At 37.2% G+C, this 25,789-nt stretch carries 17 protein-coding genes, 1 tRNA gene, 1 pseudogene and 1 riboswitch; of the genes and pseudogenes, 17 read left to right on the forward strand and 2 right to left on the reverse strand.

The window, feature by feature from the left end; genetic code table 11:
- Positions 1-36 precede the first annotated feature (36 nt).
- The 12 genes and pseudogenes from N0O92_RS09780 (at position 37) to N0O92_RS09835 (ending at position 18,732) form a co-directional block, all read left to right on the forward strand.
- Positions 37-279, forward strand: a complete 243-nt coding sequence (locus N0O92_RS09780) for a hypothetical protein (protein ID WP_250096210.1) — start codon at positions 37-39, stop codon at positions 277-279.
- 405 nt (positions 280-684) lie between these two features.
- Positions 685-891 carry a copper chaperone CopZ gene (gene copZ, locus N0O92_RS09785; RefSeq protein ID WP_315614469.1) on the forward strand — a complete coding sequence of 69 codons (207 nt, stop codon included), beginning with the start codon at positions 685-687 and terminating at the stop codon, positions 889-891.
- A 213-nt stretch (positions 892-1,104) separates the two neighbouring features.
- Entirely contained in the window at positions 1,105-3,567 is a 2,463-nt protein-coding gene (locus tag N0O92_RS09790; protein ID WP_315614470.1) for a heavy metal translocating P-type ATPase, read from the forward strand.
- Positions 3,568-3,625: 58 nt separating this feature from the next.
- Positions 3,626-4,957: a cell wall-binding repeat-containing protein gene (locus N0O92_RS09795; RefSeq protein ID WP_315614471.1), complete on the forward strand. Its 1,332-nt coding sequence runs from the start codon at positions 3,626-3,628 to the stop codon at positions 4,955-4,957.
- Positions 4,958-5,222: 265 nt separating this feature from the next.
- Entirely contained in the window at positions 5,223-6,311 is a 1,089-nt protein-coding gene (locus N0O92_RS09800; RefSeq protein WP_315614472.1) for a hypothetical protein, read from the forward strand.
- 522 nt (positions 6,312-6,833) lie between these two features.
- A complete protein-coding gene (locus tag N0O92_RS09805; RefSeq protein WP_315614473.1) occupies positions 6,834-7,808 on the forward strand; it encodes a helix-turn-helix transcriptional regulator in 975 nt (324 codons plus the stop codon).
- A 92-nt stretch (positions 7,809-7,900) separates the two neighbouring features.
- Positions 7,901-9,436, forward strand: a complete 1,536-nt coding sequence (locus N0O92_RS09810) for a TIGR02677 family protein (protein ID WP_315614474.1) — start codon at positions 7,901-7,903, stop codon at positions 9,434-9,436.
- Positions 9,429-10,610, forward strand: a complete 1,182-nt coding sequence (locus N0O92_RS09815) for a TIGR02678 family protein (protein WP_315614475.1) — start codon at positions 9,429-9,431, stop codon at positions 10,608-10,610. Before N0O92_RS09810 ends, N0O92_RS09815 begins: the two co-directional genes overlap by 8 nt.
- Position 10,611: 1 nt before the next feature.
- Positions 10,612-14,847 carry a TIGR02680 family protein gene (locus N0O92_RS09820; RefSeq protein WP_315614476.1) on the forward strand — a complete coding sequence of 1,412 codons (4,236 nt, stop codon included), beginning with the start codon at positions 10,612-10,614 and terminating at the stop codon, positions 14,845-14,847.
- An 11-nt stretch (positions 14,848-14,858) separates the two neighbouring features.
- The gene (locus N0O92_RS09825; RefSeq protein WP_315614478.1) at positions 14,859-16,145 is read left to right on the forward strand and encodes a TIGR02679 domain-containing protein; all 1,287 of its coding nucleotides are present in this window, start codon (positions 14,859-14,861) and stop codon (positions 16,143-16,145) included.
- A 372-nt stretch (positions 16,146-16,517) separates the two neighbouring features.
- A riboswitch (cyclic di-AMP (ydaO/yuaA leader) is annotated at positions 16,518-16,664 on the forward strand.
- 63 nt (positions 16,665-16,727) lie between these two features.
- Positions 16,728-17,393, forward strand: coding sequence for a potassium channel family protein (locus tag N0O92_RS09830; RefSeq protein WP_315614479.1), 666 nt, complete (start codon positions 16,728-16,730; stop codon positions 17,391-17,393).
- A 2-nt stretch (positions 17,394-17,395) separates the two neighbouring features.
- Positions 17,396-18,732: pseudogene (locus tag N0O92_RS09835) on the forward strand (TrkH family potassium uptake protein).
- Between the two features lie 471 nt (positions 18,733-19,203).
- Here N0O92_RS09835 and N0O92_RS09840 read toward each other — a convergent pair.
- Positions 19,204-19,300: transfer RNA gene (locus N0O92_RS09840), tRNA-Sec, on the reverse strand.
- 165 nt (positions 19,301-19,465) lie between these two features.
- The gene (locus N0O92_RS09845) at positions 19,466-19,588 is read right to left on the reverse strand and encodes a hypothetical protein (RefSeq protein WP_315614480.1); all 123 of its coding nucleotides are present in this window, start codon (positions 19,586-19,588) and stop codon (positions 19,466-19,468) included.
- A gap of 213 nt (positions 19,589-19,801) precedes the next feature.
- Here N0O92_RS09845 and hutP point away from each other — a divergent pair, with 213 nt between their 5' ends.
- The 5 genes from hutP to hutG all read left to right on the forward strand — a co-directional run bounded on the left by hutP (position 19,802) and on the right by hutG (position 25,788).
- Positions 19,802-20,245, forward strand: coding sequence for a histidine utilization transcription antiterminator HutP (gene hutP / locus N0O92_RS09850; RefSeq protein ID WP_315614481.1), 444 nt, complete (start codon positions 19,802-19,804; stop codon positions 20,243-20,245).
- A gap of 123 nt (positions 20,246-20,368) precedes the next feature.
- Positions 20,369-21,886, forward strand: coding sequence for a histidine ammonia-lyase (hutH, locus tag N0O92_RS09855; RefSeq protein WP_315614482.1), 1,518 nt, complete (start codon positions 20,369-20,371; stop codon positions 21,884-21,886).
- A gap of 15 nt (positions 21,887-21,901) precedes the next feature.
- Positions 21,902-23,563: a urocanate hydratase gene (hutU, locus tag N0O92_RS09860; protein ID WP_315614483.1), complete on the forward strand. Its 1,662-nt coding sequence runs from the start codon at positions 21,902-21,904 to the stop codon at positions 23,561-23,563.
- Between the two features lie 16 nt (positions 23,564-23,579).
- Positions 23,580-24,866 (forward strand): imidazolonepropionase, encoded by a 1,287-nt coding sequence (gene hutI, locus N0O92_RS09865; RefSeq protein WP_315614484.1) that lies wholly within the window; start codon positions 23,580-23,582, stop codon positions 24,864-24,866.
- Positions 24,835-25,788 (forward strand): formimidoylglutamase, encoded by a 954-nt coding sequence (gene hutG / locus N0O92_RS09870; protein ID WP_396334490.1) that lies wholly within the window; start codon positions 24,835-24,837, stop codon positions 25,786-25,788. Before hutI ends, hutG begins: the two co-directional genes overlap by 32 nt.
- Position 25,789 lies beyond the last annotated feature (1 nt).

Consider the following 25,789-nt stretch of genomic DNA (forward strand, 5'->3'; position numbering starts at 1 on the left):
GTAAATAGATAATACACTTTTAAAGGAGTGAATAACATGCGAAAAAAAACGAAAATGTTACTTTTTTCATTCGGGTTATCTTCTGTCTTAGTCGTAGGAACAATGGGGTTTTCAGGAGTATCTCAAGCTAATGAAGACCATGGTATGATGAATATGATGAATGGTAATGGCATGATGAATATGATGCAAGGTATGAATTCCTTAGAAGGTGAGGAAATGATGGAAGCATGCAGTAACTTTATGGAATCATATGGAAATAAAGGGGCTGAAACAAATTAGGAGCTCTAATAAAAGCTTTCAAGTATAAGAGGAAGGAGAATCCGAGACTGCTGAAAATATAAGGTCTATGAAGTGCAATAAAATTAAAAAGATTAGGGAATGATTTTAAACATTCTCTAATCTTTTTTGAGTCTTACAAGAGCAAATTAATAGGTCATTTCTAACTCATTAATGTGATGATTCGTTTCATATTCACTACGAAGATCGTCGTTGCAATCTGTATGTGCGTGGCAAAGAGACCTTGGGAATGACTTTTTTCAAAGCCATGGCGATTCTTTAGTTAGTAAGGATGCTTCTCATCTATTCAATTAATTTTCACATTTAAATAAGCATTCGGGTTTATTACCGTAGGGGGGTATGGTAAAATTAATTTGAAAAGAAAAAAGATTTTGGGAGGATGAAAAAATGGAACAAAAAACATTAAAAGTTAACGGAATGTCATGTGGGCATTGCATTAGTACGATAGAAAGTAATATTGGAATTTTAAATGGTGTCAACTCAGTAAAAGTTCTACTGTCTGAAGGAGAAGTAAACCTTAATTATGATTCTGATGTTATTTCATTAGATCAAATTATTCATGAGATTGAAGACCAAGGATATGATGTAGAATGAAATAGTTGGATAGAATCATAGAAGTGAGGTCGCACGATTTTAGTACGACCTTCTTCACTATTTTCATTAGCTTTATCTAAATAAAGATACTTATAGAAACAAAGAAGAATTTGTGATGTATCTCACATATTTTCTTTACATTCTTTTGGTAATCTATAGGGGAAATATGATCACAATAACAGTATTATTCGAATTGTAAAGGAGGGGAATCAGGTGAGTAAGATGATATTTTCGGTAAAAGGAATGACATGTGCCTCTTGTGTCAATCGCGTTGAAAAGATGATCTCAAAAGTAGAGGGTGTTCGATCTGTTAATGTAAACCTGGCAGCCAATCAAGCTCAAGTTGAAGCGGATGAAACAATAGAAATGTCTGAGGCAATTATAAAGGCTATTGAGAAGGCTGGATATGATGCTAAGCCTATTGATAACGATGGTCGAAGAAAGGTTCTGTTTTCTGTCAAGGGAATGACATGTGCCTCTTGTGTTACTCGTGTGGAAAAGGCTATTGCAAAAGTAGAAGGTGTACAATCTGTTAATGTGAACCTCGCTGCTAATCAAGCTCAGGTTGAAGGAGAAAAAGGAATATTAGATCCCGAAGCTGTTATAAAACGAATTGAAAAAATAGGATATGAAGCATCCATTATCAATGAAGATGAACAAAGAGAAGAATCCGATGAGCAAATGGAAGAAACGAGAAAGCTGTTTAAAGATTTTACAGTAGCAGCTGTCTTAACAACTGTTGTGTTAGTTGGTAGTATCCCTCATATGATGCATGGCTGGGGAGCATGGGTACCGACATTTTTGTCTAATCCCTTATTCTTACTTGTGTTAACGAGTTACATCCAACTCGTACCTGGTTGGAGATTTTATAAAAATAGCTATAAGGTATTAAGAAATGGCTCAGCAGATATGAATGTACTAGTAGCAATGGGTACGTCAGCTGCGTGGCTTTATAGTGGTGCGATGACGCTATTTCCGGATCAGCTTACGGCAATGGGCTTCCCGTACCAACTTTATTACGATGTCACAACCGTTATTACGACGCTTATCCTCTTAGGACGTTACTTTGAAGCGAAAGCAAAAGGGCAAACCTCTACTGCAATTAAGAAATTAATGAGTTTGCAAGCAAAAACAGCCAGAGTGATTAGAGATGGAAATGAACTCGAAATTTCTGTTGATGAAGTAAAGATTGATGATGAGATCATTGTAAGGCCAGGCGAACGTATTCCTGTCGACGGAGTCGTCACAAAAGGTAGATCTACGATAGATGAATCCATGTTAACCGGTGAGTCTATTCCTGTAGAAAAGGCAGCTGGAGATGAGGTTATCGGTGCGACTATTAACAAATCTGGAAGTTTCCGTTTTCGGGCAACAAAAGTAGGGAAAGAAACGGCACTTGCACAAATTATTCGAATGGTTAATGAAGCTCAAGGTTCGAAAGCTCCGATTCAACGTGTCGTGGATTTAATTTCTGCTTACTTTGTACCGGTAGTCTTACTAATTGCGGTAGTCTCATTTATAGTTTGGTATTTTGTTGGTCCTGACCCAAGTTTGATTTTCGCATTAACTACTTTTATTGCGATTCTTATTATTGCTTGTCCTTGCGCATTAGGTTTGGCAACACCAACAGCCATCATGGTTGGTACAGAAAAAGGAGCTGAAAATGGCATCCTAATTAAAAATGCTACAAGTTTAGAACGTGCCCATAAAATTAAGACCGTTATTTTAGATAAGACCGGTACCATAACGGAAGGCAAGCCAAAACTAACAGATATCATTACAACTGACATAGTAAGTGAACAGGAACTATTGCAAGTCGCTGCATCAGTTGAAACTGCATCAGAGCATCCATTAGGTGAAGCCATTGTGGAAGCTGCCAAAGAAAAAGACCTTCCTATAAATCACCCTGAATCTTTCGAAGCGATTGTTGGTCACGGATTACTTGCCTCATTAAATAACAAAGAAGTCTTAATTGGTAACATCAAACTGATGAATAAATACAATATTGATTTGGGGTTATACGAAGAAAAAGCAATTGCATTAGCTGATCAAGGGAAAACACCCATGTATGTTGGGATTGACGGGGAATTTGCAGGGATCATAGCAGTAGCTGATACATTGAAAAAAGGAACCATCACAGCTATCAAAGCCTTAAAATCGATGGGCATTGAAGTGATTATGTTAACAGGCGATCATAACCGAACGGCCAAAGCGATAGCAATGGAAGCCGGAATCGATAACTATATTGCTGAGGTGTTACCTGAACATAAGGCAGAAGAAGTAAAAAAACTACAAGGAGAAGGAAAAATGGTGGCTATGGTCGGTGATGGTATCAATGATGCTCCTGCACTTGCTCAAGCCGATGTAGGAATTGCGATTGGAACAGGGACTGATGTTGCGATGGAAACCGCTGATATCACTTTAATGCGTGGTGATATTAAGAGCGTTGTAACGGCCCTCAGACTCTCTAAATCAACGATGAAGATGATCTGGCAGAACCTTGGGTGGGCGTTTGGATACAACATTGTTTTGATTCCAGTAGCAGCGGGTTTACTATATCCTCTATTTGGAATTTTACTAAATCCGATGTTAGCTGGAGCGGCAATGGCATTTAGTTCTGTTTCAGTTGTGTTAAACACTTTAAGACTTAAAAAATTCAAGTCAACGATTGAGTAGAGTTGATTTGGATAAGATAACAACAGGAGATATAAATGAAGTTAATGATTAGAAAGGAATGGATAAATTGAAAAAAGCAAAAGCTACTAAGTTGATGTTAATTGTATCTTTCTTACTTTTAAGTATGCTCCTTGCAGCGTGTACTCAAGACAGTGAGGATCATGCAGGGCATGGAAACGATCAGAATATTGAGCACGACGAAGAAATGGACCATATGGACGAAGAAATGGATCATGATGGTCATCATGACGACTCAGTTGAGGTAGATAGATCCAATTTAGAACAGGAGGCTGCAAAAGCTCCAGAAAACCTTAACGAGTTAGCAACCGAAGAATTAAAAGTCGTAAATACTAAAAACATTACTCGAATAAATGAGGATGATCCTATCCAATTCTCCATTCACGTATCACAAACTGTTTGGCCAGCAACCCATGTGGGGAATCAACCTGGAACAGTTATATTGGCTCCTTTAAATCAATGGCAATATTCCTTAACCGCCCTAACGTTGGTTCACCATCCTAATGATGGTCCATTGCTGTATTGGGACGGAGAAATTTCTGATGATGTCTTAAATGAACTTAATCGACTACAACCAAAAGGCAATAGTGAAGACATTCAAGTGCTTGTTGTTGGGGATCTTCCAGAAGCTGAATTGAATAAATTAAACGCATATAATGTTGAACAAGTACAAGGTGAAAATGCAGCTGATTTCGCTAGAAACATTGAAGAAAAATTCACAGAAACTATTAACGAAGTTCATCCAAATGTAATCATTGGTTCTTCAGAGGAAGACGCAAAAGAATATACAATTTCTGTTGGGAATTGGATTGCTCATATGAATGAATCTTTACTTTATGTAGACGATGATGGTATTCCTCAAGAAACAATTGATGCTCTTAATGCAAGAGAGGACGGGGTAACGATTTATCTTGTAGGCCCAGAAGACATTATTTCTGAAGAGATTGCTCAAGAGTTAGAAACGTATGGAACAGTCCATCGAATTGAAGGCGATAATCCAGTAGCTCAATCCATTGAATTCGCGTCATTTAAAGATGCTGAAACAGACTTTGGTTGGGGAATTACTAGTCCTGGGCATGGTTTTGTCTTTTCGTCAACGAATACTCCTGAACTTGCCATTGTAGCTGCTCCTTTTGCTCATTTAGGAAAGCATGCTCCAATGATTTGGTTAGATGAAGGGGAACTTACAGGTGAAATATATCAATACCTAGCAACTGTTAAGCCTGCTTTTAGTGAGGATCCTACAGAAGGACCATATAACCATGGTTTTATAACAGGAACATTTACAGATATTTCATTTACCACTCAAGGCATACTAGATGAAAAGCTAGAAATTGTCTCCTTAGGTGGAGATGACCACGGAGGACATTAAAAAATGGAGGAGAGGTTGATATGTCAACCTCTCCTCTTAATGGTGCGCCCAGCATGAGTGCAATCTCTAGGGTGAAAGTCCTGATCCGTGAAGGCAGAAGTAACGGTTAGCTTAACGCAAGGGTGTTCACGGCGACGTGAAATCTGAAGGAAGCAGGCGGGAAACTTCCGGTCTGAGGAACACGAACTCATATAAGGCTAGGTACCAGTGGGTGAGTTTGCCATACAAAACAAAGCCCTTTCTGCCTAAGGTGGTACAGAGTAAAATGGGAGTAGAAAACCCATCGAGATTAAAAGCCAAGGATTATTTTCAATATTACGATGAAAGAATCCAGGAATTTAAAGAAGGAAATAACAGTATTGCGTATCATCTTCGAGCATTAGACGATGCGATGCATGCCTTTAATGAATCTATGGTCGAATCTGGTGAATATCAGTACCAGTTTAAATTTCCAAAGAAAGAGAGACTTTCAAAGAAATTAAATGATGAAAAAGTATATAGAAAAGCTAAAGAAACAACTGTGGAAGCAGCAAGTAGAAAAGACGTAGAAGAGGTGTGTGCAAGATTAAGAGAAATGAAATCGCATGCGGCTCAAATAGCTGCTGATGTATTATGGGGAGAATTTGTATCCGGTAGGCGTATAAACGCACAGTTAAGACATAAAGCAGGAGATTTCAACAAAGAAGAAGGAAGTTTGACCAGCTATGGTGATAAAGGAGGGAAGGATAATTTTGGATTCTTGCGTCCTGAAGCCATTGACCATTTTACAAAATTAACAATGAAAGTAAATGGCGATAGAAAAAGTGCAGGAGCACCCATGATACATTTGCCGTATCAATTTGGTGACAAAGCTGGACAAGATAAATCGATAGATAATATGAGAAAACATTTATCTGGTTTAATCAAACAAGTCAGTGATGAACTATATACGGAAGGGAATATTGATAATCGTGTTACTTCTCATGGAGCTAGAAAAGGATTTGCTCAAGAGGAAGCATTCTATCTATTGCATAAGTCTAAAAAAGAGCTTCAAGTTCATTTAGATGCAATAGCAGAACAAGACCCAAAACTTAGAGGTAAATTCGGTAATGTTTTAAAGCATATTAGAAGCAAGTTTAAAGTTGAAGCCAATGGGAAAAAACGTAAATTTACAAAAAAAGAACTGGTTTCTCTAATCGTCAGTACTTCCATCAATCATTCAAGAATCGATGTAATGAGGTATTACTTGAATAAGAAGTTTTGGGAGAATATAAAGAAGAATCATAGCGAGCTTCTAAAAGATAAGCCTATTTACTTGTCAAATTGTATAGCCACAAGGCAGTCCAGCATACCTCGACAGAGTACAGTATTATAACATCGAAACAAGTCCAGCATGCCTCTCGATAGGAGTACAGTAGTTTTAACCTCGGTACAGGTACAGTATTATCGATAGGAATTACGTTAAGAAGATGAGTATAAAACGGATTGAATTATTCAATTAAATTAGAACTAAGAAAATATCTGAATATCACTCTCTAGTTAAATAATCCTAAATTCTGATATGTATATAATATTTTCTAAAAAAGCCACTAATATAGGTGGCTTTTTGTGTTTTAATCTCATAACTTTTCAAGATAATATCCGATTATGTGTGAATTTTTAAAATGTTAATACAATCGTCCTTTTTCTTTTTTCTTCATAATAATACGAAGTATCTTAAGTAGTATAAACGCATTTCATTAAAATAGATTATTTTTATTATGATGGAGAGGTACAGTGTAATACGCTGTGGCTCTAGGTTATACTATAAAAGAAGAGGTTTTTACATAATTGTAAAAAAATGGTTGAATGACCTTATGTAGTTAATCCTCATTTCACTTTATAAGGATGTGAAAATTTGAATAAAGGTGATAAATCAAAGTACTCATCCCAGCAGCGTATTGTTGATATATATATTCGCCTACTAACTGGGGAAAACATAAATATCTCTAATTTATCATTTGAATACGGTAAGCACTCAGAGACAATTAAGGATGATATAAAGAATCTTCGAATCGTACTTGAGCAGCAACAGAATGCTATTACCTATAATGTGAAAAACAATACATATTATCTTGAGAAAGAAAATGAGTTTTTAAAGTCGGGTGACATCCTAATTTTACTAATGTTACTTTACCAAAGTCGTTCGTTAGTTAAGGAAGAAAGACTTGAAATTGAGAAGAAGTTGATAGGTCTGTTTCCTTTGGAGGAGCAACAGAAGCTTAACAAATTCTTCCGAAGTTATAACTACCATTATTCAACAGCTCAGGAAAAAAACACAAGAGAGAAATTAAATGATTTATTTTACGCAATTCTTGAACAAAAACAAATTACATTCCTTTATAAAAAAGCTAATGAAATAAAAGAGAGGAGGGTAAAGCCCTTAACTATTAATTTTCACGACCATCAATTTTACTTATTGGCTAATTTTGTAGGAAAGAGTTTTGACCAGCCTACACCTTTTCGCTTAGACAAAATAGATAAAATTCAGATTTTAGATGAGAGATTTCAATTGAATAAGTCTAGTGATTATTTTAAACCCGGTAAGCATAGTAACCAATCCTATAATATGTATAGTGGTAAGGAAGTAACTGTTAAGTTGAAAGTTGATAGGTCTGTAGATGAATACGTTTTTCGGACCTTTCCTATTGTAAACAAAGTAAATTCTGATGACGAGGATATGAGCATTTTTGAAATTAATGTACTTGGAACTAAAGGAATTTTGTTTTGGATTTTAGGACAGCGAGATAGGGTAGAAGTACTTTCACCCAAGGTGCTAAGGGATGAGGTCAAAGAAATTATTACCAAAATGTTAAAAAAGTACCAGGAGTAAATTATTAGTGATGGATAATCAAAAGTTGTCTGGCTGAAGCACATTAAATTTTAATGTATTTTAAGCCATGACTTGGCTTGGGAGGTGGAAGAATGAATAAGTACCACTTGGACTCCGTTGTGGCTTTGAAATATGCAACGGAACCCAATTCCTATATTTATAGACCGATTGTAAGGTATCTATACAACAAACATATGGGTTTTGAGCATTACGACACGACTCTATTGGATGTTTTTCGTATGCTCAAAGAAAATGAGGTTGTTAATGATGAATATACGGAGACTAACTTACAAGAGGCTTTGAATCAATTAGAGACTTGGGAAGTCATTAAATCCAGACAAGAAAAGCAAAGTGGTATGACGATTGAAGAATTTAAGAAGAAACGCTATCTATATCAAATTACCGATTTAGGATTAGAAGTAGATGCATTATTGCTAAGGATTGATGATTTAGATGAAAAACTTATGGGAAGTTTGGATAGCAGACAGTTTAGTAGACTGTATAAGTTTTTAGAAACATTTAAAGACATTGATGCAGTGTACGCTCCGCCAGACAAGGCTTCAGAAATATGGATGAATGTTTTTGAAACGCATAAAACCTTGCGGACAAACGCAACAAATTACTTATTTCATATTCAGGAAGCGGAAAGAGCTAATTTGTTTAATACAGAACTATTCTTGAATTTTAAAGACACGTTTATGCAGTATTTAGGAACGTACATTTCGGAATTAGATAGAGTGAAGTATAAAATTTATAAACTAATAAATGAAATCAATGATGCACATGTTGAAAAGTACATCGATGTACTGATTGAAGCAAATAAGCCGAATAGTATTCTATACGAGGATTTCTCCGAGGGAAAATTAAAGATTTCTCTTAAAAATAAATGGGTGGAGCTTAAAACGTGGTTTCTAGGTACAAAGGGCGGGACAAGTGATATAGAAGTTCTAAGTGACAAAACGAAAGAAGCCATTCGTCTAATCGTCACCTATGCAAATAGATTATCTGATTCCATGACCAATACGCAAAATAGAGTTACCGATTATCAGGCGTTGGCGAAAAAATTTATCGATAGTTCATCTTTAAAGAATGCTCATGAATTGTATGCTGCTGCTTTTGGAACTTCTCATTCCCGTTCATTACATGTAACGGAAGAAATATCACTGAATGAAGATGGTCAATACTCTAATGCGGATGAAATTTGGAATACGGACATTAAACCCTATCAAACCCCTAACATGAGTAACCGAGGACCAAAAGGAAAAACGAAAGCTTCTGTTATAAAAAACAACAAATTAGAGCGTCAACGAAGGGTCATGGAGAGCTTAGAGAAAAAAAGAGCAGAAGAGAGAAAAATGAAAGAGTTAATTAAAGAAGGAAAAATTATACTCTCTGAAATAAAAGAGCCTTTAGAGCCTTTCCAAAGAAAAGTGTTATTGAAATGGATTATGAGAACAACCAATATGAGGCTAGGTAAAACAAAGAAAAACACATTTCGAACGGAAACAGGGTTAACGCTTAAAGCTAATTATCGTTCAAAGGAAGTTGTGACAATTCCTTGTAAGGATGGAGCATTAAGAGGATTCGATATCGAATTTGTCGTTGAGGGTGAAAGATATGATGCGTGAAGAAAATAAGGGGTTACAACTAGGTATAGAAGCCTTGTTAGAAAATTTTCTAGTGCAAAGAAAAGATAATCCGGAAGTATTTCGAGAGATATTAAGTAGTGAAAAAATGATTCGTAAGTACATGGTAACTAATTTTGGTTATCAATTAAAACTTGATAGTGAAACGGCTAAACTTGAGAAGATTCCATTTTTTAGTCGAGATTGGATGGGTATCCAATCTTTTAAAAACGAGTTAGATTACGTCTTTTTAATGGCGTTGTTCTCTATACTAGAAACAAAGTCATTTGAAGATGGTTTTTTATTAAGTTCCATAATTGAGGATGTAAAAATATTTTTGTTAGGCAAAGACGAAGGAAATCTTATTTATGAAGTAGATTGGAAGGTCAAGCACCAGAGAGAAAGCTTTTCAAGAGCGTTACTTCGGGCACAAGAAACAGGGTTGATTAAATTATTGGACGGAGAGTTGTCTAGTTTTGAAAAGTCAGAAGAAGGAGAGGTTCTTTACCAATCAACTTCCTTGATACGTTATCAATTCCGAAACTTCTCTAAAAAAATTGATTCTTTTGAAACAACAGAAGAAATGTTGTTGGATGGTTTGGATAAGGAAAATGTAAGGCATTCTTTGTTTCGTAAATTGTATTTTGAATCCGTACTCTTTTTTGATGAATTGTCAGAGGAAGAAATGCAGTATTTAAATGATAAATACAACTACGAAGATGTAAAGCAACAGATTGAGTTATATACTTTTTTCCGACTTGAACGCATGTATAATTGCATTTGTTTAGTTCAAGATGTTAGGCGATTAAACCTTCAACAACATCCTAGTAGAAAGCACGAATCGTATATCGTGTCTCAGATTGCTTATAGAATAGTAGGTCTTTTAAGAGAAGAAAAACCTTTTGGATTATTAGTTTTGGAGAATAGTCGATTTGAAGATTTATTAAAGGACGTTATCCAACATTTTAGTCTAGGCTGGTCTAGTTCTATGCGAGACAAAACGCCTTTCTCTAAATTTAAACAAATTATATTAGATTATATGACAAGCTGGAAGTTGGCATCGTATGATGATGCAACGATGAAAATAACCATTTACCCATCTATGATACGAACTGTAGGAGAATACGACGCTGACTTAAGGGATTATATCGATACAGAAAACATTAGGGGGAAATAAAATGGTAGTAGAAGCACATGACAGAAGTAATCGTTTAGAACCTTACTTGGTGGGTTTTGTTAATTTTTGGGTGTATGAAAATGAGGTTTATCCATTTCATAAGGGGAACATTCTGTTCGGTGGACAAAATGGGCAAGGGAAGTCCGTTTCTATGCAGTCCATTATACCTTTATTATTGGATGGAAATACGCATCCATCGAGAATTGACCCGTTTGGTTCAGGGAAAAGAAAAATTGGAGACTATTTAAAGACTAATGATGAGCTTGACAAAGGTAGGATTGCTTATTTGTATCTGACGTACAAAAAGATGAAGACGGGTGAAATTATAACGACAGGAATTGGATTACGAGCTATTGATGAGTCAAGAAATGACTTTTGGGGATTTGTTATTAAAGGAAAAGAGATAGGAAAGGGTTTTTCGTTGACTAAAAGCATTGGATATAATGCGGATGGATTAGAAGAGTTTGTTCCTCTCTCCAAAGAGGAGTTGAAAAATCAAATAGAAGAATTGAAATGCGGTAAGTTTGTAACAACACAGAGAGATTATGCTGATGAAGTAAATAAGCAAGTGTTTCAATTTAATAACGTAAGCCAGTTAAAAGAACTTACCAAGTTATTAATCCAAATCCGTTCTCCTAAGTTATCCAAAGAAATGAAGCCGGATGTTCTGTATGATGCTTTAAAAAATTCACTGGAAGAGTTGCCTTCCTCTGAATTTTCTATGATATCCAACACTATTAAGGATATTGATGACCATAACCGTAAACTGGAGAAAACAAAAATTTCACTAGAATTATCTTCTTCCTTACTAGAGGATTACCTTGGTTATCAAAAAGCCATGTTAGGAAATGCTGCGAACCGGTATCTGGAGGCGCTACACGAACAACGCGAAATGATGGTAAAAAAAGATTCAGCGGAAAAGAAACTCATTACGCAAAAAGCAAAGTTAAAAGGTGTTGAAGAGCGGTTAACGGATATAGATATAGAACTACGAACAAGCAAGACCAAGTTAGATTTGTTGGAAACATCTGAGGTCCGTTCGTTAAACAATGAAAAGCAAAATAAAGAGCAAGAAAAGAAAAGAAAAGTAAGTGACCTCAAAGGAAAAAATGACCAGTATGAGAGAAATCAACAGAAATTGAATGCATATAAGAAAGATATAGATAAGGCAAATGAATTATGTGACGAGTATGAGAAAGAAATCAAAGAAATCATTGATGAACTTGGGGATTTGGCAACAGAAGTCCAATTTTTTGAAGGGGAATCCTATTTGTTGATGGCGAAGGAAAATCTCTCCAACTATAGGAAAGATAAGGGATACTTTGGTGTTTGGGTTTCAAGATTAAATAGTCATGTTCAAAGCTTAAAAAACGTATTGGAAGCTATACAAGAAGAAGAAAGAGTTTACGGTTTATTGAAAGAAAAGAAAGAGGAAATGCGTGAGGTAGAGTCAAATATCGAACAAATAGAGAGAGAACTGACAAGGATTAGTGAAGAGTTCGCTTCCATAAAGAGGAAGTTCAAGGAAGATTTTCGAGAATGGGTGCAATCCAATGAGGAATACTCTCTTTCTCAAAGTGAGATAAGTGACGTTATGGAAATCGTGGAAAACTTATTTGATTTCAAAGATATGACACCTAAATACATCGAGGAAGAGTTATATGAACAGAAAGAGCGTTTAATTGAACCGTTAAAAGAAGAAGTTCTTAATAATAAAGTGAATATTGAGCATTTAGAAAATAAAATAAAAGATTGGGAAAGCGTACTGGAAGAATTACAAAAACAGAAAGAAGTAGCACCCTTTTTCCGTCGGAAAGAGACGGTGGAAAATCGTTTGGCTTTGACAGAAAAAAATATACCTTTTGTCCCGTTTTATGAAGCTGTTGAATTTAAGGATGTGTTATCCGATAAGGAAAAAGAAAGAGTAGAGTCGGCTTTGTTGGATGCAGGACTGTTGGATGCATTGATAATCCCTGTTGCTGAAACGAAAAATGTAGGGGAAAACGATGCCGTTGTTATGCCCAAGGAGAATGATGGAGAAACGAAGACACTATTTAGTGTTCTGAAGCCAGTAGTTCCGGAAAATTCCGAAGTTGCAGAAAAAGATATTTGTTCTGTATTAAAAAGTATATCTTTGGAAGAGTTAGAAAATACAACATATGTAACTACCTCTGGAAATTATCAACATGGGTTGCTTAAAGGTAATGCAGTAAAACAAGAACAATCTTCCTTTATTGGAAAAGAAGCAAGAAGAAGGCACAGAGAGAATAAAATGGCGGAAATTCTTCTGGAAATTGAATTGTTGAAAGAGGAAATTGATTCGTGGGAAATGCAAAACGAAGAAGTAAAAGGTAGAATGCAAAAATTGTTAGAAGAGTATGAAGGCAGACCTACAATGGAAGGTTTAGATGAAAATAGAACGTTGAAAGAACAAAAGCTAGTGCAAAAAAGTGAATCTGATAAGAGAAAAGGGAAGTTGCAAGAAGCTCATGAAGATTTAGCGAAGAGTTATGAAAAACAACGCATAGAGAGAATCCAAATTAGCGAATTCTTAGAAGGTACAAAGGATGCAAAAACCATTAAAGAATTAATCGAAATAGCTACGAATGAATATGGTGGAAAAGTTCAATCTATGGAGAAATTATTTTTAAAGTTTGAACACAAGAAATCGGAATCAGTATCTGCCCAACTAAACTACGAAGATACTGAACAGGGTTTAATAGAATTAAAAGGAGAAATAAATGTCTTGGACAGTGACATTAAAATCCTTGTAAAAAACTTAGAAAACATTGAAGAAATGCTAAAGGAAGCTGGCATTGAGAAGATTGAAGAAGACATTAAAAAGTTACGAAAGCTTATACAAGATTTGGGGGATGAACAAAAAAAGAAAATCGGAGAACAACCAACCGTTGAACAGGCGATAAATCGAACCAATGAAGTGATATCTGAGGCAAAGGAAGAGTTGCTCTTTTTACATAGACAATTGATTATTCGGGAGGAAGTATTTGGTTTCGATTTGAAAATGAATCATATAGAATACGAGGGTACGCTGGAATCTTTGGCTAGTAAGTATGCAGAAGAAACGGAAGTGTTAGAGGCATACAAGCAACTACACAATGCAGTCCACGATTTTAAGTCTAAAGATTTAGAGGGCTATCCGCCAACCTCTCGTGAAATGGTGTCTGGAAGTACCGAGTTGTCATGGGGAGATTTCGAAGGCAAAAAAGACAGAGTGCAATTAATTAATTCGGAGAGGAAACGTTTAAATGTTATTATTCCTGTACAAGGCTCGAAGAAAAACCCGAAAGAATTCCACAACTATTTAAGAGAATTAGAAGAAAAACAACGTTCTGTATTGAAGAAGGATGAGGAAAACTTAATCAAAAACGTAATGATTCAGGGAGTAGGAGAAAAAATAAAGTATTTAATCACTAAGGCGAAATCATGGAAAGACGATATTAATGCTTTCATGAAGTCGCTAAACAACTCCATTGAATTACGATTAACGTGGGAACCTATAGACAAAACAGATAAAAATTCTGAGGACCATTTAACTACTACAAAATTAGTGGAGCTCTTAGGAAGAGACTTTGGTACTTTGAAAGATATTGATATCGAAGCCTTGAGTAAGCACTTTATGAGTAAAATAGCCTTAGCGAAAGAACGATTAGACAGAAAAAACAATAAAGACGACTTAGAAAACCTGGAACAAGCCTTAAAGCAAGTACTGGATTATCGCGATTGGTACAAGTTTAAAATACTGTATACCCTAGAGGGTCAAAAGGAAAAAACATTGGATGAGAAGAACCTCAACATCCTAAGTGGTGGAGAGAAAGCGATGGCTATTTATATTCCATTATTCTCTGCTGCTTATTCTAAGTACAGTGCTTCTTCGCCGGATGCTCCTTATATCATTGCCTTAGATGAAGCATTTGCAGGGGTGGATGAAGAAAACATATCGGAAATGTTCTCTTTGATGGAGAGGTTAGGTTTTAATTATATTCTCACATCACAAGCGTTGTGGGCAGATTATCCTACCGTTTCAGGAATCAACATCTTTCGTTTAAGCTATGATAAGGTAGCGAGGTTCGTGTGTTCTGAGCCTTGGAGATGGGACGGAAAAACACTGGAAATTAATGAGGAAGTTTTAATCAGTAAAGGTGTCTTGATAGATGAAGATGACAAGTTGAGCGGAGACCCGATTCAAGATTCGTTGTTTGATTCGGTTAGAACATAGGGGGTATGGTGATGGATAAAGGTTTTATAAGGGAAGTAGAAGAGTATTTTGGGAGGAGGGCGTTTTCTCGCCTTTTCTCTCTTTTTAAAAGCAAAATAGAGTCTTTGGGATATGTAAGCGGGTCTGTGAAAATAGCCCCTTCGGATGAGGAAAGGACCGCAATCGAATCGTGGATGGGGATAGCTTATGGTGGAAAAACAATCACCATTTCTTTATCAAAGTTTGAAAATAGATTGATTGGTTCAAAGTTCGAGGAAATTACATTATACGAGATGGTTGAGTTAATAACGAAAGAATCTATTATACCAAAAAAAGAAAGAGAACGTCGGGAAGAAGAAAAGAAAAATGCGTTCTTCAGGAAGTTAAGGGAAGGGTATCCTCATCCTTACGCGCAAGTAGTTGTTAGAAGAATACTAGAAAAGGAAAAGGGCTCCTCTAGATTTATTGCTTTATATAATGAGCAAGAATACGATTCAATTGAAGTGATACTAAGAGCAATATCAAATTTACCGCCGGATGGGGAATTTGAAAAGTTGCCTTTATTTGCGGAAAGAATCACAGGGAATCCCCATTTTTTTGATAAAAATAAGAAGCTTTATCAGGCGATTGAGATGGTGCTTTGCGAAAAAGAAGACCGAGATTACCGAAGCAATTTAAATGCGGAAGACGAAGTGAATTTGTTGGCAATGGTAGGCTTAGAAAAGGATGACTTGCACAGTTTTGTGACTTGTTATGGGCTTGTGGCTTTTAGGGAAGATGTAATGTTGCAACAGTGGTATTGGGCAAATCAAGAAGAATCTGTTCAAAATATTCCTTTGCGTGCTTTGCGTCATATTGATACAGTAAAGCCGGTAATAGGAAAGAAAGTATTTGTCTTAGAGAATAGCGGGGTGTACTCCAGCATTTTAGATAAAATAGATGGAGTGTATCCTATCGTCTGTACGCATGGGAATTTTAAACTCTCTGGAATGTTGCTATTAGACAAGTTAATTAAAAGCGGTGCGGAGATTTACTATTCTGGTGATATCGATGTGAACGGTATAGCAATTGCAAAGTATTTAAAAAATAAATACAAAGAAAGTGTTCGTATATGGAGAATGGGCTTGGACGAGTATCGAAAAAGTGCTTCAAAGGTACCTTTGACCAATGCTGGGCTAGAACGACTAAACTTAGATGAAAGTGATGAGTTTTATGAAGTTGTTAACGAGATGCAACATTTAAAGGTAGCAGGATACCAAGAGCCACTACTAAATTTGTTTGTATTTGATATTACGGAAGGAATTAATGAAAAGGTATAAAAATCAAAATATCCGAAACTTTTAAGGTGTTATCCAACTGGGGTAGCATTTTTTCTAGCATGTAAAAGATATAAGGGAGTTTTTTCCCTTTTTCATGTTTTATTATGTTTTGGAATATGTTACAAGTATTTTCCAAAAAAGTGGAGACGGTAATCGTATAAAAAATCATCAAGATAACATCTCATTATCTTTATTAAGATTAGTATTTGGGGATTTGGGACGAATCATAAAATTATATTAGGAAAGGAGATACAAATAGAAACTGAAATTGAATCTATCTATTAAAAAAAATTGATACGTTACTCAGAAAGAATATATTGACAAGAATATAAAAGAGGAGTAAATTCTCTTTTATAAATAAATACAATTTTAACCTTTTATTCGCTTAATCTTCTTTAGAGCGGGGGAACCATTTTTGGTGGTTAAAAACCACCTTTGGGGTGAATCTTACTAAGTAAGAGGGGATACTCTCAGTCCCTAATCCGACAGCTAACCTCGTCAGCGTTATTTTTGGAGAGAAGGGTCTTTTTTAGACCATTCTTTGTGATGGTCTTTTTTTATTTGGGAAAAGGAGTGGAAACAATGGCAGAAAAAAAGAAGCAATTTGCAGTTATAGGCTTAGGGCGTTTTGGGGGAAGTGTTTGCAAAGAGTTATATAGAATGGGGCATCAAGTGTTAGCCATTGATAACAATGATACTAAGGTTAACGAATTTGCATCCCATTCTACTCATGCAGTGATAGCCAATGCAACCGATGAAAAATCATTACAATCTCTTGGCATTCGAAATTTTGAGTATGTGATTGTAGCCATTGGTGATGACATTCAATCGAGTATATTGACTACCCTCGTATTAAAAGAAATGGAAGTTGAAAATGTCTGGGTGAAAGCACAAAACGTTTACCACCACAAGGTTCTTGATAAAATTGGAGCAGACCGAATTATTCATCCTGAACAAGATATGGGCATTCGTATCGCACAACATATAGTTTCTGAAAAAATTGTCGATTATATCGAATTATCAGATGAATATAGTATTGTGGAGCTGCTTGGAACAAGAAAAATACATAATTCAACACTTATCGATTTAGATGTTCGTGCTAAGTTTGGATGTACAATTTTGGCAATTAAACGTGGTGAGGATATTAATGTATCTCCAATGCCTGATGATACGATTTATGAAAAAGATATACTTATTGTCATTGGACACAAAGCCGACTTAAAACGTTTTGAAGAAGAAGGGATGTAACGATGTTAGATAGAAGAGGTTTTTTACATCGAAACATTCAAATGTCACCTCCGCAGATATTGGCATTAAGTTTTTTTATAGCAATTGTAATTGGTACTTTATTATTAAAGTTGCCTATTGCAACAGCAGAACCTATTAGATGGTTAGATGCTTTATTTACTGCTACTTCAGCAACAACAGTAACTGGTCTTGTTGTACTAGATACGGGGCTGGATTTTACGGTTTTCGGACAAGTAGTTATAATGATTCTTATCCAAATTGGTGGATTAGGGTTGATGACTTTTGCTGTATTAATTGTTGTTGTCTTAGGAAAAAAATTGGCTTAAAAGAGCGAATGTTGGTACAAGAAGCATTTAATCAGACATCTATAGGTGGTGTCATTCGCCTTGTTAAAATATTATTTATTTTTGCTATCTCAATGGAATTTATAGCAGTAATCTTGTTATCTATGCGCTGGGTCCCAGAGTATGGTTGGGCATTTGGAATATATACAAGTGTTTTCCATACGATTTCTGCATTCAATAATGCTGGATTTTCGTTGTGGTCTGATAGTTTGATGGGGTATGTTGGAGACCCTGTTGTTAATATTCTAATTACTTTTTTATTTATTACAGGTGGTATTGGATTTACTGTTTTATCTGATTTATGGCATACAAAAGTATTTCATCGTTTATCGTTACATACTAAATTAATGCTTACAGGGACTCTAGTTATAAATGTTGTTGCAATGTTATTGATATTTACGCTTGAATACACAAATTCTGCTACGCTCGGCACTCTGGAAATGGGAGAAAAACTATGGGCATCCTATTTTCAAGCTGTTACACCGAGAACAGCTGGCTTTAATTCGTTGGACATTGGTAGTATGAATCCAGGCTCGATAGTTTTTATCTTGCTTTTAATGTTTATTGGAGCAGGGAGTGCTTCAACAGGTAGTGGGATTAAACTTACAACCTTTATTGTAATTGTGATGGCGGTTATAACGTTTTTAAGAGGAAGAAACGAAACGGTAGTGTTTGAGCGAACAATTAAACACCAGATGGTAATTCGTTCGTTAGCAATTGTTGTTATTAGTTTATTTGCAGTGTTTTTAACCATTTTAGCGCTAACGATTACGGAAGATGCACCGTTTATCATGATTGTGTTTGAAGCTTTCTCTGCATTTGGGACGGTTGGTTTGTCTATGGGATTGACTGGAGAATTATCGGATGTAGGTAAGCAACTGATTATTGTTTTAATGTTTATAGGAAGAATTGGTCCATTAACATTAGCCTTTTCATTGGCAAAAGCTCAAAAATCAAGTATTCGTTATCCAGATGGAGAAGTTTTCACGGGGTAGCGGTAACTTGATTCAATACAAGGCTATATCTTCTTACTGGAGATGTACCTTATTGTCTAATGAGTAAAGCTACCTTGTTGAATTTTATTCAAATATTTGTTTTTCTTTAATTCCTGAGTATTAAAAGCTAACTCCTTTTCTTTTCCGAAGTCGTGTTCGCTTTAAGAATATCAATGCAGGGAAATATTTCTTTAAAGACCATGAATCTGTCAAACATCACACTTAAGGAATTAGCCTTCGATTGGTTGGGGTTTCTCTTACTGGTTTTACTCCTAGAGTATTTTCTAATCCTTTTTTGTTCGTGATTTGCCATAAAAAAACCTCCCACATTTTGTATGTAGAAGGATACAGGTTGAATAAATATGTAGACGAAACCAAGCGGTCTTGCTAAACGGTCTGCCACGGTTTCGTCTAAAACCTAACCGAGACCGTTTGATACCTAAAACCCTTAGAACCGTAAAAACCTTAATTTGGCGGGACTGTGTAGGAATCGAACCTACCGGAGACGGCACGCGCCTCCCAAGCGGTTTTGAAGACCGTGGCGAACACCAGTGTCACAGCCAGCCCCTTGATAGTTAGTTTTATCATTGTTTTTTCGCACGGTTTTCATTATGCACTAAGTATGAAACTTTTTCAATAGAAATGATTAGGTAATTTTTTGAAAATAAAGGGCTCAGTTTATTAAAAGCAGTGGTTCGAATAAATTACGTGAATGCATGAAAATGAAATCATTTTAAATCCCCTTAATAGCTTTACAACACCAACCTAAATAAAAGATTAAAATTATAGCTAACAACCCGAAAAAGCTATATCGATCGAATACTGGAATCTCATCTTTCTCTTTATCCTTGTCCACTCAAATCACCCCTTCTTATGATTACCAATTTATTTACAAATGATTACAGGATTAAAACGAACTTGATTTTTACCATCATGAGGATTTCAGGAAAGGTAGGCCTATAACCGTAATAATTTGGAAATTTTTATTGACGCTTATTGTTAAAGCGCTTACAATAAAAGTAGTTAGTAGACATTAGAGCTTTTAGAAAAGTGAAAGAGTTGTTGTAAAATGGCATTAAGCAGTGATAATCGTATTGGACGACACGCCATTCTTCTGTTGCTTTCGGAGGATTCAGAAGGTCAATTGAAGAGACTGGAACAGTCGAATTGGAAAGGTTGTACCGGAAAAGTCGGTTCAATGGAAGCTCATAAAGTAGTGGCGGCAATAGAAACAGCAGCGAAGAAAAATGGGGTTATTCAGTCGAATGTTTACCGCGAATCTCACGCACTTTATCATGCTATTATGGAGGCGTTACATGGTGTAACGAGAGGCCAAGTTCAGTTAGGATCTGTTTTGCGAACAGTTGGTTTATCGTTTGCGATATTACGTGGGAACCCGTATGACAGTGAGTTAGAAGGAGATTGGATAGCGGTTTCCTTGTACGGCACAATCGGTGCACCTGTTAAGGGGTCAGAGCATGAAACAATTGGTTTAGGTATTAATCACATATAACTGCCCATAGTTATTTTAGTTAATAGGGGGCTATATCTTGAAATCAAAAATTTGATTTCAATGATATAGTCCCCTTTTCTATTGCTCCTTTACTTTGCTAAAGACATGAAGGGAGAGAAGAAGATGGTTATTTTGAATGGTCAGACTCTTACGTTTTCTGACATGCGTAAAGTACTGTTTGATAACGAAACAGTAACATACTCAGATGAAAGCATGAGGAAAGTGAAAAAAAGTCGCAAAGCGGTTGAGAAGATTGTTGATGAAGGGAAAGTAGTTTACGGCATCACAACAGGATTTGGGAAATTTAGTGATGTTTATATCGGCAAGGATGATGTCGAGACTTTGCAATTAAATTTAATTCGATCGCATGCTTGTGGTGTTGGAGATCCTTTTCCTGAAGTGGTTTCACGGGCGATGGTTCTGCTTAGGGCAAATGCATTGCTTAAAGGTTTTTCGGGAGTGCGACCGGTTGTCATTGAAAGATTATTAGATCTAGTGAATGCTAACATTCATCCTGTTATTCCGCAGCAAGGATCGCTTGGAGCTAGTGGCGATTTGGCTCCATTGTCACATTTGGCGCTCGTGTTAATTGGTGAGGGAGAGGTTTTTTATCAAGGTGAGAGGATGAAAGCAATCGACGCTTTAACAAAAGAGGGGATTTTTCCGATCACGTTAACCGCAAAAGAAGGCTTAGCTCTTATTAATGGAACGCAAGCGATGACAGCAATGGGAGTCGTTGCTTATTTAGAAGCAGAAAAACTCGCCTTTCAATCCGAGCTTATTGCTTCCATGACGATCGAAGGGTTACACGGAATCATTGATGCTTTTGATGAGGATATCCATTTAGCTCGAGGTTATAAAGAACAGATAGAAGTAGCAAAAAGAATTCGCTCGTATTTACATGATAGTCAGCTTACGACAAAGCAAGGAGAAGTAAGAGTGCAAGATGCATATTCCATTCGATGCATCCCACAAGTGCATGGGGCCACATGGCAAACATTGAATTATGTGAAGGAAAAGTTAGAAATTGAAATGAATGCAGCAACAGATAACCCTCTCATTTTTGATGATGGAAAGAAGATTCTATCTGGAGGGAACTTTCATGGGCAGCCAATCGCCTTTGCGATGGACTTCTTAGCAATTGCAATGGCTGAACTTGCTAACATTTCCGAGCGTCGAATCGAGCGTTTAGTGAACCCACAGTTAAGTGATTTGCCGCCATTCTTGAGTCCAGAACCAGGGTTGCAATCAGGAGCAATGATTATGCAATATGCTGCAGCGTCACTTGTGTCAGAAAATAAAACATTGGCCCACCCAGCGAGCGTCGATTCGATTCCATCATCAGCGAATCAAGAAGATCATGTTAGCATGGGGACAATCGGCTCAAGACATGCCTACCAAGTGATACAAAATGCACGTCGTGTTCTTTCTATTGAAACCATTTGTGCGATGCAAGCAGCAGAATATAGAGGAATAGAGAAGATGTCGAGTGCCACGAATTCCTTTTTAAATAAAGGAAGAGAGCTAGTTACATCGATCACAAAAGACCGTGTGTTTTCTAAGGATATAGAAGCCATTCATGACTGGCTGAAAGATAATTCCCATCATATTGACCAAACAGAAACGAAAATTTATTCATAAAAGGGAGAGAGAAATATGACAACTAAACGAATGATTCAAGCAAAAACAGGGGTAGAGAGAGAATGTAAAGGTTGGGAGCAGGAAGCTGTTTTGCGGATGCTTTGTAATAACTTGGATCCCGAAGTAGCCGAAAAGCCTGAGGAGTTAATCGTGTATGGGGGAATTGGAAAGGCGGCTAGGAATTGGGAGTCGTTTGATGCGATTGTTCGCTCTTTGAAAAAGCTTGAAGCAGATGAGACATTACTTATTCAATCTGGAAAACCTGTTGGTATGTTTAAGACGCACCCGGCTGCGCCAAGAGTATTGTTGTCGAATTCTGTGTTAGTTCCAAAGTGGGCCAATTGGGATCATTTTCATAAACTCGAAAAAGAAGGACTAATGATGTATGGCCAAATGACGGCGGGAAGCTGGATTTATATTGGGACACAAGGCATTTTACAAGGAACCTATGAAACATTTGCCGAGATTGGTCGAAGACATTTCTCTAATAGTTTAAAAGGAACCATCACGTTAACAGCTGGACTGGGAGGAATGGGTGGTGCCCAACCTTTAGCGGTAACGATGAATGGTGGAGTGGTTATTGCGGTTGATGTAGATGCAGAACGAATTCAAAAACGAATGGATACGAAATATTGTGACCGGATGACGGATTCACTAGATACAGCACTTGAATGGGCGCAAAAAGCAAAAGAAAATGGAGAGCCTCTTTCCATTGGGTTAGTTGGAAATGCCGCTGCGATTCATCATGAAATACTCGAGCGAAAAATTCATATTGATATTGTCACAGACCAAACATCTGCCCACGATCCTTTACATGGCTATGTTCCAGAAGGGTTTTCAATAGCGGAAGCTGCCGAACTTCGTGAAAACGATCCGACTAGGTATGTAAAGCTTGCAAATGAGAGCATGAGAAAGCACGTCGAAGCAATGGTTGCATTGCAAAAACGGGGATCAATCGTTTTTGATTATGGGAATAATATCCGCCAAGTCGCTAAAGACGAAGGGTTTGAAGAAGCTTTTAGCTTTCCTGGGTTTGTTCCGGCCTATATTCGTCCATTGTTCTGTGAAGGAAAAGGACCTTTTAGATGGGTGGCCTTATCAGGGGATCCAGAAGATATTTATCGTACAGATGCCTTGATTAAAGAACTGTTCCCTGAGAACGAAGCTCTTTGTCGCTGGATTGATATGGCTCAAGAAAAAGTCGCATTTCAAGGTCTTCCTTCTCGAATTTGTTGGTTAGGATACGGTGAGAGACAAAAGATGGGACTTGCGATTAATGAGTTGGTGAGAAAAGGAGAATTAAAAGCACCGATTGTTATTGGACGGGATCATTTAGATTGTGGTTCTGTTGCTTCTCCAAATCGAGAAACAGAAGCGATGTTAGATGGAAGTGATGCTGTAGGAGATTGGGCGATTTTAAATGCACTTGTTAACACATCAGCTGGTGCAAGCTGGGTGTCCGTTCATCATGGTGGAGGTGTGGGGATGGGATACTCTCTTCACGCGGGGATGGTTGTTGTTGCTGATGGGACGGATCTCGCCGAAGAACGTTTGCATCGAGTTCTGACGACAGATCCTGGTATGGGTGTAATCCGACATGCAGACGCAGGTTATGAACTCGCAAAAGAAGTGGCAACAGAGAAAAAAGTCATCATTCCAATGAATGAAAAAGAGTAAGAAGGAGGGAAAACGTATGAAAGAATATGTAGATTTACTTCTTATAAATATAGGTCAGTTACTCACGATGGAATCAGTTGGTCCAAAAGCAGGTAAGGCCATGCAGGATGTCGGATTGCTTGAAGACGCCGTTGTCGGCATAGCAAATCGCAAAATTGTTTTTATCGGAGAAAGAGAGTCAGCAAGTGGTATTCAAGCAGGGCAAGTAATTGATTGTCAAGGCAAACTCGTGTCACCGGGATTGGTGGATCCGCACACTCATGTTGTCTTTGGAGGTTCGCGTGAACATGAAATGGCACTAAAACAACAAGGAGTTCCTTATTTAGAAATCTTACAACAAGGGGGAGGCATTCTTTCGACAGTGGAGAGTACTCGTGAAGCAACAGAGGATCATTTATATGAAAAGTCACGTTTTCACCTTGACCGGATGTTGTCGTATGGAGTTACAACTGTGGAAGCAAAAAGTGGCTATGGACTAGATGTAGACACCGAGTTAAAGCAGTTGAAGGTGGCCAAACGATTGCAGCAAGATCATCCTATCGACCTTGTTTCTACTTTTTTAGGTGCGCACGCCATTCCTCATGAATATAAGGAAGATCCTCAAGCTTTTTTAACTGAGATGATCAACATGCTTGATTTGATTAAAAAAGAGAATCTTGCCGAGTTTGTTGATATTTTTACCGAGACGGGTGTCTTTACAGTCGAGCAGTCTCGAGAGTATTTAAAAAAAGCGAGTGAAAAAGGATTTGGACTGAAAATTCATGCGGACGAAATTGATCCACTAGGTGGTACCGAACTTGCAGCTGAATTGGGAGCTATATCGGCTGATCATCTCGTCGGTGCATCGGATCATGGAATTCAAAAGCTGGCTGAGACCGGAACGATTGCTGTACTACTACCGGGAACGACTTTTTATCTTGGAAAAGAAACCTTTGCACGGGCGAGAAAGATGATTGATGAGAACGTTATAGTCGCATTAGCAACCGATTTTAATCCAGGTAGCTGCCCAACTGAAAACATTCAACTGATCATGACGTTTGCGGCACTAAAACTAAAAATGACACCAGAAGAAATTTGGAATGCGATGACCGTTAATGCTGCTTATGCGATCGGACGTGGAGAGCAAGCTGGTCAACTAGTGGTAGGGCGTCAGGCAGATTTAGTAATCTGGGATGCTCCGAATTATCACTATCTTCCTTATCATTATGGCGTGAATCATGTGAATACCGTTATAAAAAATGGTGAGGTTGTTTCAAAAAGGAGAGAGGTCAGTGACACAACTTCCTTATCTTCAAAAAGCTAACTCATCTTTTATTGATCGTGAAGTGACAAAGATGGGAGATATAATCAAGCGGTGGAACGGAGAAAAGATCAAGGGAGTTGGGTTAGTTGGAGCCCCTCTATCAAAGTCTTCCATCAGTCATTCAGGAGCATGCTTTGCACCAGGAACAATCCGAAAAGCATTATCAAACTATTCGACTTATTCAGTGGAAGAGAACGTTGACTTGCTCAATTGGGCCATACAAGACCTTGGAGACATCTCGATGCATGTTACTGATATTATGCAATCCCAGAATCGAATTTATGAAACGATTCATCGATTGAGTAAGGAGAATGAATCTTGGCTACCGATTATACTAGGTGGTGATAATTCTATCACCTACCCAAGTGTGAAAGGATTCAAGGAAGCAAATGGAGAGGTAGGAGTCATTCAGTTTGATGCTCATCATGATGTTCGAAATCTCGTAGACGGGGGACCTTCTAATGGTACTCCATTTCGAAGTCTACTTGAAACTCAAACGTTAAAAGGCACCAATTTGATTCAAGTAGGCATACGTGATTTTTCAAATAGTAAACCATATTATGATTATGTAAACCAACATCGTGTGACGGTATACACTATGAAACAAGTAAGACAACAAAGTATGAAAGAGATGATGGAAACATCGTTAAAGAAGCTAGAACAAACAGTCGACAGTATCTATGTTTCTGTAGATATGGATGTACTTGATCAGTCACAAGCACCGGGTTGTCCAGCGATTGGACCAGGTGGAATGGATGCTATTGATCTTTTTGAAGCGATCACCTATTTAGGAAAACACCCGAAAGTAAGGGCTCTAGAAATTGTTGAGGTCGATCCGACGGTTGATTTCCGTGATATGACGAGTCGAGTAGCGGCTCATGTTATTCTTCACTTTCTAAAAGGCAAACATTTAGGAACTTAAT

The organism is Alkalihalobacillus sp. MEB130 (assembly GCF_032335535.1).
Classification (GTDB): domain Bacteria; phylum Bacillota; class Bacilli; order Bacillales; family Bacillaceae_D; genus Halalkalibacter.

What these genes read in the sequence shown, in the direction of transcription:
- N0O92_RS09780 (WP_250096210.1), top strand. Translation starts at nt 37, where the DNA reads ATGCGAAAAAAAACGAAAATGTTACTTTTTTCATTCGGGTTATCTTCT.
- copZ (WP_315614469.1), top strand. Translation starts at nt 685, where the DNA reads ATGGAACAAAAAACATTAAAAGTTAACGGAATGTCATGTGGGCATTGC.
- N0O92_RS09795 (WP_315614471.1), top strand. Translation starts at nt 3,626, where the DNA reads ATGGATAAATTGAAAAAAGCAAAAGCTACTAAGTTGATGTTAATTGTA.
- N0O92_RS09800 (WP_315614472.1), top strand. Translation starts at nt 5,223, where the DNA reads ATGGGAGTAGAAAACCCATCGAGATTAAAAGCCAAGGATTATTTTCAA.
- N0O92_RS09810 (WP_315614474.1), top strand. Translation starts at nt 7,901, where the DNA reads ATGAATAAGTACCACTTGGACTCCGTTGTGGCTTTGAAATATGCAACG.
- N0O92_RS09815 (WP_315614475.1), top strand. Translation starts at nt 9,429, where the DNA reads ATGCGTGAAGAAAATAAGGGGTTACAACTAGGTATAGAAGCCTTGTTA.
- N0O92_RS09820 (WP_315614476.1), top strand. Translation starts at nt 10,612, where the DNA reads ATGGTAGTAGAAGCACATGACAGAAGTAATCGTTTAGAACCTTACTTG.
- N0O92_RS09825 (WP_315614478.1), top strand. Translation starts at nt 14,859, where the DNA reads ATGGATAAAGGTTTTATAAGGGAAGTAGAAGAGTATTTTGGGAGGAGG.
- N0O92_RS09830 (WP_315614479.1), top strand. Translation starts at nt 16,728, where the DNA reads ATGGCAGAAAAAAAGAAGCAATTTGCAGTTATAGGCTTAGGGCGTTTT.
- hutP (WP_315614481.1), top strand. Translation starts at nt 19,802, where the DNA reads ATGGCATTAAGCAGTGATAATCGTATTGGACGACACGCCATTCTTCTG.
- hutH (WP_315614482.1), top strand. Translation starts at nt 20,369, where the DNA reads ATGGTTATTTTGAATGGTCAGACTCTTACGTTTTCTGACATGCGTAAA.
- hutU (WP_315614483.1), top strand. Translation starts at nt 21,902, where the DNA reads ATGACAACTAAACGAATGATTCAAGCAAAAACAGGGGTAGAGAGAGAA.
- hutI (WP_315614484.1), top strand. Translation starts at nt 23,580, where the DNA reads ATGAAAGAATATGTAGATTTACTTCTTATAAATATAGGTCAGTTACTC.